This is a genomic window from Sphingomonas rosea, assembly GCF_039538065.1.
Taxonomy (GTDB): Bacteria; Pseudomonadota; Alphaproteobacteria; order Sphingomonadales; family Sphingomonadaceae; genus Sphingomicrobium; species Sphingomicrobium rosea.
The window spans coordinates 965,514-977,449 of sequence record NZ_BAABBR010000001.1 but is presented as its reverse complement, the minus strand read 5'-3'; the positions used below and the strand labels follow the sequence as shown (position 1 = coordinate 977,449).

13 protein-coding genes are annotated in these 11,936 nt (G+C 68.5%); 2 read left to right on the top strand and 11 right to left on the bottom strand.

What is annotated here, in order from left to right; translation table 11 throughout:
- Positions 1-3 precede the first annotated feature (3 nt).
- Positions 4-906: an alpha/beta fold hydrolase gene (locus ABD693_RS04825; protein ID WP_344695889.1), complete on the top strand. Its 903-nt coding sequence runs from the start codon at positions 4-6 to the stop codon at positions 904-906.
- Here the strand turns inward: ABD693_RS04825 and ABD693_RS04820 are convergent.
- Genes ABD693_RS04820 through ABD693_RS04775 form a run of 10 tightly spaced genes read right to left on the bottom strand, consistent with a single transcriptional unit; the run spans position 896 to position 8,997 of the window.
- Positions 896-1,252 (bottom strand): HesB/IscA family protein, encoded by a 357-nt coding sequence (locus ABD693_RS04820; RefSeq protein ID WP_344695888.1) that lies wholly within the window; start codon positions 1,250-1,252, stop codon positions 896-898. The two genes, ABD693_RS04825 and ABD693_RS04820, sit on opposite strands and share 11 nt — an antisense overlap.
- The gene (locus ABD693_RS04815; protein WP_344695887.1) at positions 1,252-1,722 is read right to left on the bottom strand and encodes an SUF system Fe-S cluster assembly protein; all 471 of its coding nucleotides are present in this window, start codon (positions 1,720-1,722) and stop codon (positions 1,252-1,254) included. The genes ABD693_RS04820 and ABD693_RS04815 overlap by 1 nt, the downstream gene beginning before the upstream one ends.
- Positions 1,719-2,909 (bottom strand): cysteine desulfurase, encoded by a 1,191-nt coding sequence (locus tag ABD693_RS04810; RefSeq protein WP_344695886.1) that lies wholly within the window; start codon positions 2,907-2,909, stop codon positions 1,719-1,721. Before ABD693_RS04810 ends, ABD693_RS04815 begins: the two co-directional genes overlap by 4 nt.
- Entirely contained in the window at positions 2,906-3,658 is a 753-nt protein-coding gene (locus ABD693_RS04805) for a SufD family Fe-S cluster assembly protein (RefSeq protein ID WP_344695885.1), read from the bottom strand. The genes ABD693_RS04810 and ABD693_RS04805 overlap by 4 nt, the downstream gene beginning before the upstream one ends.
- Positions 3,655-4,395, bottom strand: coding sequence for a Fe-S cluster assembly ATPase SufC (gene sufC, locus ABD693_RS04800; RefSeq protein WP_344695884.1), 741 nt, complete (start codon positions 4,393-4,395; stop codon positions 3,655-3,657). Before sufC ends, ABD693_RS04805 begins: the two co-directional genes overlap by 4 nt.
- Positions 4,395-4,775, bottom strand: a complete 381-nt coding sequence (locus ABD693_RS04795; RefSeq protein ID WP_344695883.1) for a hypothetical protein — start codon at positions 4,773-4,775, stop codon at positions 4,395-4,397. Before ABD693_RS04795 ends, sufC begins: the two co-directional genes overlap by 1 nt.
- On the bottom strand, positions 4,772-5,164 hold the full coding sequence (locus ABD693_RS04790; protein ID WP_344695882.1) for a hypothetical protein: 393 nt from the start codon (positions 5,162-5,164) through the stop codon (positions 4,772-4,774). Before ABD693_RS04790 ends, ABD693_RS04795 begins: the two co-directional genes overlap by 4 nt.
- Entirely contained in the window at positions 5,164-6,645 is a 1,482-nt protein-coding gene (gene sufB, locus ABD693_RS04785; RefSeq protein ID WP_344695881.1) for a Fe-S cluster assembly protein SufB, read from the bottom strand. The genes ABD693_RS04790 and sufB overlap by 1 nt, the downstream gene beginning before the upstream one ends.
- Positions 6,642-7,067, bottom strand: a complete 426-nt coding sequence (locus ABD693_RS04780; protein WP_344695880.1) for an SUF system Fe-S cluster assembly regulator — start codon at positions 7,065-7,067, stop codon at positions 6,642-6,644. Before ABD693_RS04780 ends, sufB begins: the two co-directional genes overlap by 4 nt.
- A 58-nt stretch (positions 7,068-7,125) precedes the next feature.
- Positions 7,126-8,997 (bottom strand): DUF885 domain-containing protein, encoded by a 1,872-nt coding sequence (locus ABD693_RS04775; RefSeq protein WP_344695879.1) that lies wholly within the window; start codon positions 8,995-8,997, stop codon positions 7,126-7,128.
- Between the two features lie 92 nt (positions 8,998-9,089).
- Between ABD693_RS04775 and ABD693_RS04770 the strand changes: the two genes are divergently transcribed.
- Positions 9,090-10,145 (top strand): quinone-dependent dihydroorotate dehydrogenase, encoded by a 1,056-nt coding sequence (locus ABD693_RS04770; RefSeq protein WP_344695878.1) that lies wholly within the window; start codon positions 9,090-9,092, stop codon positions 10,143-10,145.
- On the opposite strand, the gene ABD693_RS04765 is transcribed toward ABD693_RS04770, so the two are convergent.
- The gene (locus ABD693_RS04765) at positions 10,135-11,871 is read right to left on the bottom strand and encodes a gamma-glutamyltransferase family protein (protein ID WP_344695877.1); all 1,737 of its coding nucleotides are present in this window, start codon (positions 11,869-11,871) and stop codon (positions 10,135-10,137) included. The genes ABD693_RS04770 and ABD693_RS04765 overlap by 11 nt on opposite strands.
- Positions 11,872-11,936: the final 65 nt, after the last annotated feature.

The following is an 11,936-nucleotide window of genomic DNA, read 5'->3' as shown; positions in this document are numbered from 1 at the left end:
CCGATGATCCGCCATCTCCTCGCCGCTGCCGTGCTGTCGGTTGCGCTCCCCGCAGTCCCGGCCTTTGCCCAGGCCAGCGCAACGGCAGCCAGGACCATGCCTTCCCGGACCAGCCTCAAGTGGGTCGGGAGCCGCGGCCCGGTGGTAGTGCTGATCCCCGGCCTCTCGTCACCCGCGGCCGTGTGGGACCGGGTCGTGCCGACCCTCGCCGCCGATCACCGCGTCCTGCTGGTCGAGGTCAATGGTTTCGCCACCCCCCGCGCGCCCGAGGGAGCGGCGAAGCCGGGCCTCCTCGACGGCGTGCTGGCGGACATCTCGGCCGAGCTGAAGGCCGCTAGGAACCCCGGCAAGGCGGCCATCGTCGGCCACAGCCTCGGCGGCCTGCTCGCCATGCGCATGGGGATCGAGCACCCCGAACAGGTCGACCGGCTGATGGTGGTCGACGCTTTGCCCTTCTTCGGCGTGCTGATGGATCCCGAGGGCACCGCCGCCAGCGTCGAGCCCCGCGCGGCGATGATGCGCGACATGATGGCGCGCAACGCCGAGGCGATGCGCGCCCGCGCGGGCCAGCCGGTCACCGGCGATCCGCAGAACGGCATGTCGAACACCCCCGAGGGCCGCCGCAAGGTCGCCGCCTGGTCACTCAACGCCGATCCGCTGGTGGTCGGCCAGGCGATGTACGAGGACGTGGTGACGGACCTGCGCAAGGACATCGCGAAGATCGCGGTGCCGATGACCGTCCTCCACCAGAGCGACCCCGCGAGCACGACCGACGAGGTCTATATTCGCGATTATGCCGCGCAGCCCAGGGCGAAGCTGGTGCCGATCACGGACAGCGCCCACTTCATCATGCTCGACCAGCCCGACCGCTTCGCTGCCGAGCTTGCCGCTTTCCTCAGACGGTGAAGCTCTCGCCGCAGCCGCAGCTGCCCTTGGCGTTGGGGTTCTCGAACACGAAGCCGGCGGTGAAGTCGTCCTCGCGCCAGTCCATCACCGAGCCGATGAGATAGAGGATCGAGCCGCCATCGACGTAGAAGGTCCCGCCCGGGGTCTCGATCTTCTCGTCGAATTTGTCCTCGCTGGTCACATAGTCGACCGAATAGGCCAGCCCCGAGCAGCCGCGCCGCGGGGTCGAGAGCTTGACGCCGATCGCGTCGGAAGGCGCCTTCGCCATCAGGTCGGCGACGCGGCGCTCGGCAGCCGGGGTCAGGGTAATCGCGGCGGGGCGCACGCGCAGCTTGGTCTCGCTCATCACAGCATTCCCAATTCGAGCCGCGCTTCGTCGCTCATCTTCGACGGGTCCCACGGCGGATCCCAGACGAGCTTCACCTCGGCGTCGCGGACCCCCGGGACCGACAGGACGCGGATCTCGACCTCGCCGGGCATCGATTCGGCGACCGGACAATGCGGCGTGGTCAGCGTCATCAGCACGGTCGCGTCGCCCTCGTCGGTGACGCTGACGTCGTAGATGAGGCCGAGCTCGTAGATGTCGACCGGGATCTCCGGATCGTAGATGGTCTTGAGCGTCTCGACGATCGCGGCCTGCAGGTCGCCGCCCGCACCGCCGACCGGCGCCTCGGGCGGCGTTTCGCTGAGGAAGCCGGCGAGATAGTCGCGCTTGCGCTCGAACGTCTCGGCCGCGCTTTCCTGCTCGACCCGCGCCTTGGGCGGCGGCGCCACGGCGTCCACCTCTTCGATTGCGATCTTGCGTTCCTCGTTCATCCGAAGATCCGTTTCACTTGTTTGAGCCCATCGACGAGGGCGTCGATGTCGCTGCTGTCCGAATGCGCCGCAAAGCTCGCGCGGCAGGTGGCCGGGACCCCGAGCAGCGCCATCAGGGGCTGCGCGCAATGATGGCCCGCGCGGATCGCGACGCCCGCATCGTCCAATATGGTGCCGACGTCGTGCGGATGCACCCCGTCGAGCGTGAAACTGACGATGCCCGCGCTGTCCTCGGGCCCGTAGAGGGTGACGCCGTCAAGCGACGTCAGACGCTCGCGGGTCTCGGCGACGAGCGCGGCTTCGTGGGCATGGATCCGCTCGACCCCAATGCCTTCCACCCAGTCGATCGCGGACGCGAGGCCGATCCCGCCGACGATGTGCGGGGTGCCGGCCTCGAAGCGCTGCGGCGGGGGCATGAAGGTGGTGCCTTCGAAGGTTACCCGGTCGATCATCGCCCCGCCGCCCTGCCACGGCGGCATGCTTTCGAGGAGGTCGCGGCGGCCCCAGAGCACGCCGATGCCGGTCGGGCCGTACAGCTTGTGGCCCGAATAGGCATAGAAGTCGGCGCCGATCTTATCGATCATCACGCTTATGCGGGGTGAGGCCTGGCAGCCGTCGAGGAGCAGGAGCGCGCCCTTCGAGTGCGCGATCTCGGCCGTTCGGGGGGCTTCGAGGACCGAGCCCAAGACGTTGGAAACATGGGCAAAAGCGACGACGCGATGGTCTTCGCTGATCATCGCCTCGGCCGCGTCGAGGTCGATCCGGCCGTCCGGCGTCAGCGGCACGACGTCGATGGCATAGCCCGCGAGCTGCCACGGCACGATGTTCGAGTGATGTTCGAGCGCGGACAGGAGGACCCGGGTGCGGCCGTTCTTCGGCAAGCGCTGCGCCACGAGGTTGATCGCCTCGGTCGCGCCGCGGGTGAAGATCGTCTCCTCCGCCGCGCCGCCGATGAAATTGCCGGCGCGGGCCCGCGCCGCCTCATAGGCGAGCGTCATGTCGGCCGAGCGCTGGTAGACCCCGCGATGCACGCTCGCATAATCCTGCGCATAGGCGCGGGTGATGGCGTCGATCACCGCCTGCGGCTTCTGCGCGGAGACGGCGCTGTCGAGGTAATGCCAGCCGGCGATCGCCGGAAACTGGTCGCGAACGTCGAGCGGCGCGGCGAGGGACGACTGGATGTTCATGCGGACACCGTCCGGAGCAGGCGGCGGGTCTGCTCGACCAGCTCCTCGCGCCGGTCGTCGGGCGCCTCGTCCCACAATTGGAGGACGAAGCCCTCAAGCAGCAGCGCCTTGGCGCTGGCGGGATCGAGCCCGCGCGACAAGGCGTAGAACAGCTGGTCGGGATCGAGCTCGCCGACGCTGGCGCCGTGCGCGCATTTGACGTCGTCGGCGTAGATTTCGAGCTCGGGCTTGCAGTTGGCGGTGGCGCCGCGGTCGAGGAGCATCGCCTTGACCGACTGTTCGCCATCGACCTTCTGGGCGTGGCGCGCGACCGCGACCTTGCCGAGGTAGGAGCCGGTCGCCTTGCCCGCGAGCACGCTGCGGACGACCTGGTTGGAGGTGCCTTCGGGCTCGACGTGACGGACGACCGTGACGATCTCCTGGGTCGCCGACCCGCCCGCGATATTGGCCGCCTGGAGCGTGAAGTGCCCGCCCTCGCGAACGGTCACGTCGACTTCGATCCGGCCATATTCGGTGCAGCCATTGAGCGCGAACAGTGCCAGCGACGCGCCGGCCTCGACGATCACCGTCGCGCGGTGGATCTCGACCGGTTCGGCCCCGGCGACGAGCACATGGCTGTGGCTTTCGCCCGCCGGGATGACGATCTCGCGCGGTGGCGCAAGCTCGTGCCAGACGCGGTCGAGCGCGGCGAAGTCGGCGTAGCGATACGCCTCGTCCTTGCGGGTCGGAAGGGTGGCGATGGCGCTCATGCGACCTCGGCGTAGCCCCCGCGCTCGAGTTCGTGGGCCAGCTCCGGCCCGCCCGAGCGGGTGATCCGGCCGGCGGTCAGCACGTGGACGCGGTCGGGCTGCACATAGTCGAGCAGCCGCTGATAGTGGGTGATGAGCAGCACGCCGCGGTCGGGCGCGCGCATGATCCGGTTGATGCCCGCGCCGACGATCCGAAGCGCGTCGATGTCGAGCCCGCTGTCGGTCTCGTCGAGGACGGCGAACCTCGGCCGCATGATCCCCATTTGCACCATCTCGGCGCGCTTCTTCTCGCCGCCCGAGAAGCCGACGTTGACCGGGCGCTTGAGCATGTCGACGTCCATGCCGAGCTCGGCCGCTTCGGCCTTGGCGAGGCGGATGAATTCGGCGCCGCTGAGCTCGGGCTCGCCGCGCGCGCGACGCTGGGCGTTCAGGCTCTCGCGGATGAACTGCATCGAGGAGACGCCGGGGATTTCGACCGGATACTGGAAGCCGAGGAAAAGCCCCGCGGCGGCGCGCTCGTGCGGCTCCATCGCGAGCAGGTCCTGCCCGTCGAGGCTGACGGAGCCCCCGGTCACCTCATAGCCCGGGCGACCGCCGAGCGTGTAGGCGAGGGTCGACTTGCCCGCGCCATTGGGGCCCATGATCGCATGGACTTCGCCGGCGGGCACGGTGAGCGACAGGCCGTTCAGGATCGGCTTGTCGGCGACGGTCGCGTGAAGGTCGGTAATCGTGAGCATCAATTCTTTCCGGGTGCGCAATTCTGGAGGAAGAGTCGGCGGAGCTGGTCCATCGACTCCTGCCGAAGGTTTTCGAGGAGGCGCTGGTCGTTCAATGCGCGCTGGCGGTCTTCGATGATCGCCCCCTCGGTATCGAGCGCGGCGAGGCCGGGCGCCTGTGCGCCGACGTTGCTGCGCAGCGCGAGGCGGCGCTGGGCAAGGTCGCGGCGCGCGGCGACGATCGCCTCCTGCTCGCGGAATGCCTGCCGGAGGAAGTCGCTGCGGCGACCCATCTCGGCCGACATGGTGGTGTTGACCACCGGCCGATCGCACTTCGCCACCGCCGTGCCGAGCGTGTCGATGTCGTCCGAGATGGACGCGAGGAGGGCGAGCGCGATCACCGCCGGGCGCCCTGCCGCGCCTGGTACCGGCGCTCGGCCAGCGCTGCGAGGCCGGTATCGTGATTGGTCTTCACGCAGGCGGTCAGATCGCGGTTCAGCGACTGGTTGTTCGCCTCGCGCTCTGCCGCGGAAAGGCTCTTGTCGATGGTGGAGGGAAGACGCGGCCGCATCTGCGCCATGCAGGTCGTCATGGCCTGACAGCCGACGGCGTCGATTTCCTTGTCGCCGGACGACACCTTGACCTTGCAGTCGACCCTGCCGTTCCGGTCGCGGACCGACGCGCGCCAGTTCTTGAGCTTCTGGCCCATCACGACCACTTCGGACGCCGGTCCGGGGGCCGGCGCGGCGACCTGCATCGACGCGGCAAGTGCTACGAACGCCAGCACCATCACCCGACGCTCCCTTCCAGACTGATCCCCAGCAGCTTCTGTGCTTCGACCGCGAACTCCATCGGCAGCTGCTTCAGCACCTCGCGGGCGAAGCCGTTGACGATGAGGGCGACCGCCGCCTCCTGGTCGAGGCCGCGCGCCATGGCGTAGAACAGCTGGTCCTCGCTGATCTTGGACGTGGTCGCCTCATGCTCGATGGTCGCGGTCGGGTTCTTGACCTCGATATAGGGCACGGTGTGCGCGCCGCACTGGTCGCCCAGGAGCAGGCTGTCGCACTGGGTGAAGTTGCGGACGTTTTCGGCGCCCGGCAGCACGCGGACGAGGCCGCGATAGGTGTTGTCGCTGCGGCCCGCCGAAATCCCCTTCGACACGATGGTCGAGCGGGTGTTCTTGCCGATGTGCACCATCTTGGTGCCGGTGTCGGCCTGCTGGCGATTGTTGGTCAGCGCGACCGAGTAGAATTCGCCGACCGAGCCGTCGCCCTTGAGGATGCAGCTCGGATACTTCCAGGTGATCGCCGAGCCGGTCTCGACCTGGGTCCACGACACCTTCGAGCGCGCGCCCGAGCACATCGCCCGCTTGGTCACGAAATTGTAGATGCCGCCGACGCCCTCGGCATTGCCCGGATACCAGTTCTGGACGGTGGAATATTTCACCTCCGCATCCTCGTGGGCGAAGATCTCGACCACCGCGGCGTGGAGCTGGTTCTCGTCGCGCATCGGGGCGGTGCAGCCCTCGAGATAGGAGACGTAGCTCCCCTTGTCGGCGACGATCAGGGTGCGCTCGAACTGGCCGGTATTCTCGGCGTTGATGCGGAAATAGGTCGACAGCTCCATCGGGCAGCGGACGCCCTCGGGGATGTAGACGAAGGTGCCGTCGGAGAAGACCGCGCTGTTGAGGCAGGCGAAGAAATTGTCGCGCTGCGGGACGACACTGCCGAGATACTTGCGGACGAGGTCGGGGAATTCCTTCACCGCCTCCGAGATCGAGCGGAAGATGACGCCCGCGCGATCGAGTTCCTCGCGAAAGGTGGTGGCGACCGAGACGCTGTCGAACACCGCATCGACCGCCACTTTGCGCGCGCCCTCGACCCCGGCGAGCACCTTCTGCTCCTCGATCGGGATTCCGAGCTTCTCGTAGGTGCGGCGGATCTCGGGGTCGAGCTCGTCGAGCGACGCGATCGTCGGCCGCTGCTTGGGCTCGGCGTAATAATAAGCGTCCTGGTAGTCGATCGGCGGGATCGAGAGCTTGGCCCAGTCGACCTCCTCCATCTCAAGCCAGGCGCGATAGGCCTTGAGGCGCCACTCGAGGAGCCACTCGGGCTCGCCCTTCTTGGCCGAGATGAAGCGTACCGTGTCCTCGGACAGGCCCTTGGGCGCGAAATCCGATTCGATATCGCTGACGAAGCCCCATTCGTAGGTGGCGAGCTTGTCGGCCGCCTCGTGGGCTTCGCGGTTCCGGATGGTGGTCTCTTCGTTCATGCGATTTCCATGCGGCGCTCAGACGCCAAATGCTCGAGGGTCACGCCGGCGAGCGCGTCGCGCACCGTCCGGCTGACGATGTTCATGTGCGGCTTCAACCGGCAGCGGGCATCGAGGGCGCAGTCGCTGGCCTCGTCCGAGCCGCTGCACTGGGTCATCGCGATCGGTCCCTCGACCGCCTCGATGATGTCGGCGAGCGTGATCGCGTCCGGCGCGCGGGCGAAGGCTATTCCGCCCCCGACCCCGCGGTGCGACTGGAGGAGACCGGCCGCGGCGAGCTTGCCGAGCAGCTTCTGCGCAGTGGGCAGCGGGACCCCCGTCTCGGCCGACAGCGCGGACGCGTTGAGGCGCTCCTCGCCCGAGTGCTGGGCGGCAGCGGTCAGGATCACGACCGCATAGTCGGCAAGGTGGGTCAGTCGCATAGTGGAGTGTTCCGGTCCTATTTAGGCCGGAACACTCCGATTCACAACCGGGCGGGGCCTAGGCCTTGGTCCGGGCGATCCAGTCGTCGACGCGCTTTTCGAGCATGCTGAGCGGCATCGAGCCGGCGAGCAGGATCGTGTCGTGGAACTGGCGGTCGTCGTAGCGCGCGCCGAGCTGCGCCTTGGCCCTGGCGCGCAGTTCCTCGATCTTCAGCTTGCCGATCATGTAGGCCGTCGCCTGGCCCGGATAGACGATGTAGCGCTCGATCGCCTTGACAATCCCGCCCTTGGCGTCGGCGCTGTTGTCCTCGACATATTTGATCGCCTGCGCGCGGGTCCAGCGCTTGTGGTGGATGCCGCTGTCGACCACCAGCCGGATCGCCCGGTGAAGCTCGAGCTGCAAGCGCCCGAAGTCGCGATAGGGATCCTGGTAGAGCCCCATCTCCTTGCACAATTTCTCGGCGTAGAGGCCCCAGCCCTCGTCGGTCGCGGTATAGCCCGAGAACTGGCGGAAGGGCGGCACCTCGCCTTCGCCGAGCTCGCTCAGCAGCGCGCCCTGGAGGTGGTGGCCGGGGATGCCCTCGTGGCAGAACAGCGCCTCGACCTCGATCGAAGGCATGTCGTTCATGTTGTAGAGGTTGACGTAATAGGTGCCCGGGCGCGAACCATCGGGCGGCGGGTCCTGGTAGAAGGCCTTGCCCGCGCTCTTCTCGCGGAACGCCTCGACCGGCTTGATCAGGAGCGCGGTCTTGGGCAGCCGGCCAAAGAAGCGCGGAAGCGCCGCCTGGACCTGCTGCTGCGCCTTCAGGCTCTCGTCGAGATAGGTCTGCTTTCCGGCCGCCGTGTTGGGATAATAGAAGCGCTTGTCCTCGCGCATGAACTTGAAGAAGTCCTGCAGCGAGCCCTTGAAGCCCACCTTGTCCTTGAGCGCGGTCATCTCCCCGTGAATCCGCGCGACCTGCGCGAGGCCGAGCTCGTGGACCTGGTCGGGAGTGAAGTCGGTCGTCGTGTAAAATTTCAGCCGGGCCTGATATTCCGCCGCGCCATTGGGGAAGCGCCAGATGCCGTCGTCGGTCCCGGCCTTGGCCATTTGCGCCTGCATCGCCGTGATGACACGGCTGTAGGCGGGCTTGAGGTCGCGAACCATCGCCGTTCGCCCCGCCTCGAGCAGCCGCGCCTTGGTCGCGGCATCGGCGTCGAGCTTGCCGACCTTGGCCTTGAAGTCGGCCCACAGGTCGTTGTCGGCGCCCTTGTCGAAGGGCGCGCCGCGAATGAGGTTGCGGCTGTCGGCGATAACGTAGGGATAGACCCACCGGGGCGCGAGCACGCCGTTGGCCGCACGCGCGTTCGCCTCGGCCACCGACTGGTCGAGATAGGTGGCGATGGCCGAGATGCGGCTGACATAGGCCTCGGCGTCCGCGACGCTGGCGACCTTGTGGATGTTGATGAGGAAGGCCGGCCCGTCGCTCTGCGCGCCGTTCATCTGGTCGAAGACGAGCCCGTTCTTGCGATAGGGATAAAGCGATTCGCTGCGTGCGATGCGATATTCGAACAGGTCGTAGCTCAGCTGGTCGTCGGGGCTGAGCGAGGCGCGCGGAAAGCGCTGGCGAAGATCTGCGAGATAACGCCGGTCGAGGGCCCGGTCGCGCTCCTCGGCGGCGTCGCTCAGCTCGTCCCACTTGCCGTAATCGGCGTCCTTGATCCCGCGATAGGCCTTCGACAGCGGCGACAGGGCGAGGCTGGCCTTGTCATATTCCTCGAAGAAGGCGGCGAGCTGCGCATTACGCGCCGGAACCGGCGCCGGGGCGGTTGCGGCGGGCGCCGCCTCGGCAGCAGCGGTTTCGGGCGGTGGGACCACCAGCGGATCGGGCGTGGTGGTCGCGCATCCCGCCAGCAGGGCGGTGGAGGCGAGAAGAAGGAGCTGCTTCAAGTCGGGCCTTTCCGGTTGGTCGCCGGGCTTGACCCGGCCAGCGGCTTGCTTCTTGCAGGCGGCGGCACCCCGGCTCAAGGCCGGCCCGACGAATGTTCGACCAACAGCGGATGCGCATGGCCCTCTATTCCCTCCTTCGCCCGCTCGTCTTCACGCTCGACGCGGAGCGGGCGCACAAATTGAGCATCGCGGGCCTGAAGGCGCTGCCGGCCGGCGCGCCGCCGGTCTTCGACCCGGCGCTGGCGATGGAGGTGGCGGGCCTGCGCTTCCACTCGCCGGTCGGCCTCGCCGCGGGCTATGACAAGGATGCCGAAGTCTTCGGACCGATGCTGGGCATGGGCTTCGGCTTCGTCGAGGTGGGCACGCTGACCCCCAGGCCCCAGGCGGGCAATCCGAAGCCCCGCATGTTCCGGCTGGTCGAGGACGCGGCGGTGATCAACCGGCTCGGCTTCAACAACCGCGGGCAGGAGGCGGCGCTCGCCCGGCTCAAGGGACCGCGCCGCGGCATCGTGGGCGTCAATATCGGCGCCAACAAGGACAGCGCGGACCGGATCCGCGATTATGCCGAGGGCGTGCGGCGGATGGCGCCCGTCGCCGACTATCTGACGGTCAATATCAGCTCGCCCAACACGCCGGGCCTCCGCAACCTCCAGGCGGGCGGCGAACTCGCCGAGCTGCTGGCGGCGGTGCGCGAGGCGCGGGGCGCGGGAGGCCCGCCGGTGTTCCTCAAGGTGGCGCCCGACCTCGATGAGGGCGATCCGATCCGGATCGTGCGGGCGGTCAGCGATCACGGGATCGACGGGATCATCGTTTCCAACACCACGATTACCCGCCCGCCCCTCGGCTCACGCCACCGCGACGAGACCGGCGGACTTTCGGGCAAGCCGCTGGCGAGCCTTGCCATGCACCAGTTGCAGGCGTTTCACGCGGTGACGGGCGGCGAGGTGCCGCTCATCTCGGCCGGCGGGATCACCGATGGGGGCGATGCGTGGCGGCGGATCTGCGCGGGGGCGAGCCTCGTCCAGCTCTATTCGGCGATGGTCTACCGGGGGCCGGGGATCGCCCGCGCCATCGCCGACGACCTGCTCCGGCGCCTCCGTCAGACGCGCTTTGCGACGCTCGCGGAGGCGGTCGGCTCTAGCGCCTGACCGCGGTCCGCTTGTCGTCGATCAGGACCACGCCCTCGCGGCGGGGATCGAAGCCGGCGTCGAACTGGCCATCGGGGCGGATCAGCACGGCGTGGATTCCGCTGTCCTCGCCCTGCCCCGGCTTCACCTCGATCCCGCGCGCCTTTAGCCCGGCGAGGACGCCCGGCGCGAACTTGCCCGCCTCGCCGTTGAAGTTGGGACCCCGCGCAATGAGGTTGGGAAGCGCGATCGCATCCTGCATCGGCAGCTTCCACAGCACCGAGCCGACCATCGCCTTGCCGACATAGGCGAGAATCGCGCTCCCGCCGGGCGAGCCGAAGGCGCCGGCGAAGCTGCGGTCGGGGTTGAGCAGGATGAGCGGGGTCATCGACGAGCGCGGGCGCTTGCCAGGCGCGACGGCATTGGCGGCCGGCCGCCCCGCCTCGTCCACCGGCGAGAAGTTGAAGTCGGTCATCTGGTTGTTGAGGAAGAAGCCATCGACCATCCTGCCCGAGCCGAAGATGCTCTCGACCGTGGTGGTCATGCTGACGACGTTGCCGCTGGAATCGCCGACGATGAAGTGGCTGGTGCCCGAAGGTTCGGCGGTGCGGTCGAGCCCAGCGGTGACGACTCCGCGCGGCGTGCCCGCGGCCGGCGGCGGGCCGGCGGTGGCGCCGATCAGGCGGGCGCGCTCGGCGACATAGTCGGGCGCGAGCAGGCCCTCGACCGGCACATCGACGAAGGCGGGATCGCCGACGAAGCGGTCGCGGTCGGCGTACATCAGCCGCGAGGCCTGCGCGAATTGCGACCAGGCGACCGGGTCGGTCGGCCCCCGCTGCGCGATGTCGGTGCGGTCGAGAAGCGCGAGCAATTGTAGCGTCGCGACCCCGCTCGAGGGTGGCGGCGGGACGCACACCTGATAGCTCTGCCACGCACGGCACAGGGCTTCCTTCTTGAGCGGCTTGTAGCGGGCGAGGTCGGCGGTGCTCATCGATCCCGGATTGGTCCCTTCGCGCACCCTGGCGACGATCCGCGCCGCGGTCTCGCCGCGATAAAGGACGTCTGGGCCGCCCCGCGCCAGCCGACGGAGGAAGATGGCATAGGCCGGGTTCTGGAGAAGGTCGCCGGCCACGAGCTTCGAGCCGTCGCGCTTGCTGAAATATTTGACCACGTCGGGCGCGGTGAGTTCGGGGTAATTGCCCGCGAGCAGCTTGCCGAGACGGGGCGAGATGGTGAAGCCCGTGTCGGCCAATCGCGCGGTGCTTTCGAACAGGCTGTTCCAGGGAAGCGCGCCATGCTCGCGCTGGATCTGGCCGAGCATCCTGACCGCGCCCGGAACGCCGGTCGCCCGGCCGCTCAATACCGCCACCGCGAAGGGCAAGGGCTTGCCGTCGGGACCGAGGAACATGGTCGGGGTCGCGCCCGCGGGCGCCGTCTCGCGCCCGTCATAGGCGGTCACCGTGCCCGTCCTGCCATCGTAGAAGGTCATGAAGGCGCCACCGCCGATCCCGCTCGACTGGGGTTCGACGAGCCCGAGCGCCGCCTGCACCGCGACGGCCGCATCGGCCGCGCTGCCGCCGCGCTGGAGGACCTCCATGCCGGCCTTGGCCGCGAGCGGATTGGCCGCGATCACGAAGCCGGCGCGGGCCGAAGCGGGCGCCATCGTGGGGGCGCTCGGCCGCTCCATGGTGGTGCAGGCCGAGGCGGCGAGAAGGAGGATGGGGGCGAAGCGGAGGGTCGGGTTCATGGTCATGGGCTAGAGGCGCAACGCCGCCGCGCCAAGCTGGTGCCGTGATCGATGCTTCGCGGGGT

Excerpts from the sequence above, each read along its gene's own strand:
- ABD693_RS04825 (WP_344695889.1), top strand. The coding sequence starts at position 4 with ATGATCCGCCATCTCCTCGCCGCTGCCGTGCTGTCGGTTGCGCTCCCC.
- ABD693_RS04780 (WP_344695880.1), bottom strand. The coding sequence starts at position 7,067 with ATGCGACTGACCCACCTTGCCGACTATGCGGTCGTGATCCTGACCGCT.
- ABD693_RS04765 (WP_344695877.1), bottom strand. The coding sequence starts at position 11,871 with ATGAACCCGACCCTCCGCTTCGCCCCCATCCTCCTTCTCGCCGCCTCG.
- sufB (WP_344695881.1), bottom strand. The coding sequence starts at position 6,645 with ATGAACGAAGAGACCACCATCCGGAACCGCGAAGCCCACGAGGCGGCC.
- sufC (WP_344695884.1), bottom strand. The coding sequence starts at position 4,395 with ATGCTCACGATTACCGACCTTCACGCGACCGTCGCCGACAAGCCGATC.
- ABD693_RS04815 (WP_344695887.1), bottom strand. The coding sequence starts at position 1,722 with ATGAACGAGGAACGCAAGATCGCAATCGAAGAGGTGGACGCCGTGGCG.
- ABD693_RS04770 (WP_344695878.1), top strand. The coding sequence starts at position 9,090 with ATGTTCGACCAACAGCGGATGCGCATGGCCCTCTATTCCCTCCTTCGC.
- ABD693_RS04805 (WP_344695885.1), bottom strand. The coding sequence starts at position 3,658 with ATGAGCGCCATCGCCACCCTTCCGACCCGCAAGGACGAGGCGTATCGC.
- ABD693_RS04820 (WP_344695888.1), bottom strand. The coding sequence starts at position 1,252 with ATGAGCGAGACCAAGCTGCGCGTGCGCCCCGCCGCGATTACCCTGACC.
- ABD693_RS04810 (WP_344695886.1), bottom strand. The coding sequence starts at position 2,909 with ATGAACATCCAGTCGTCCCTCGCCGCGCCGCTCGACGTTCGCGACCAG.
- ABD693_RS04790 (WP_344695882.1), bottom strand. The coding sequence starts at position 5,164 with ATGGTGCTGGCGTTCGTAGCACTTGCCGCGTCGATGCAGGTCGCCGCG.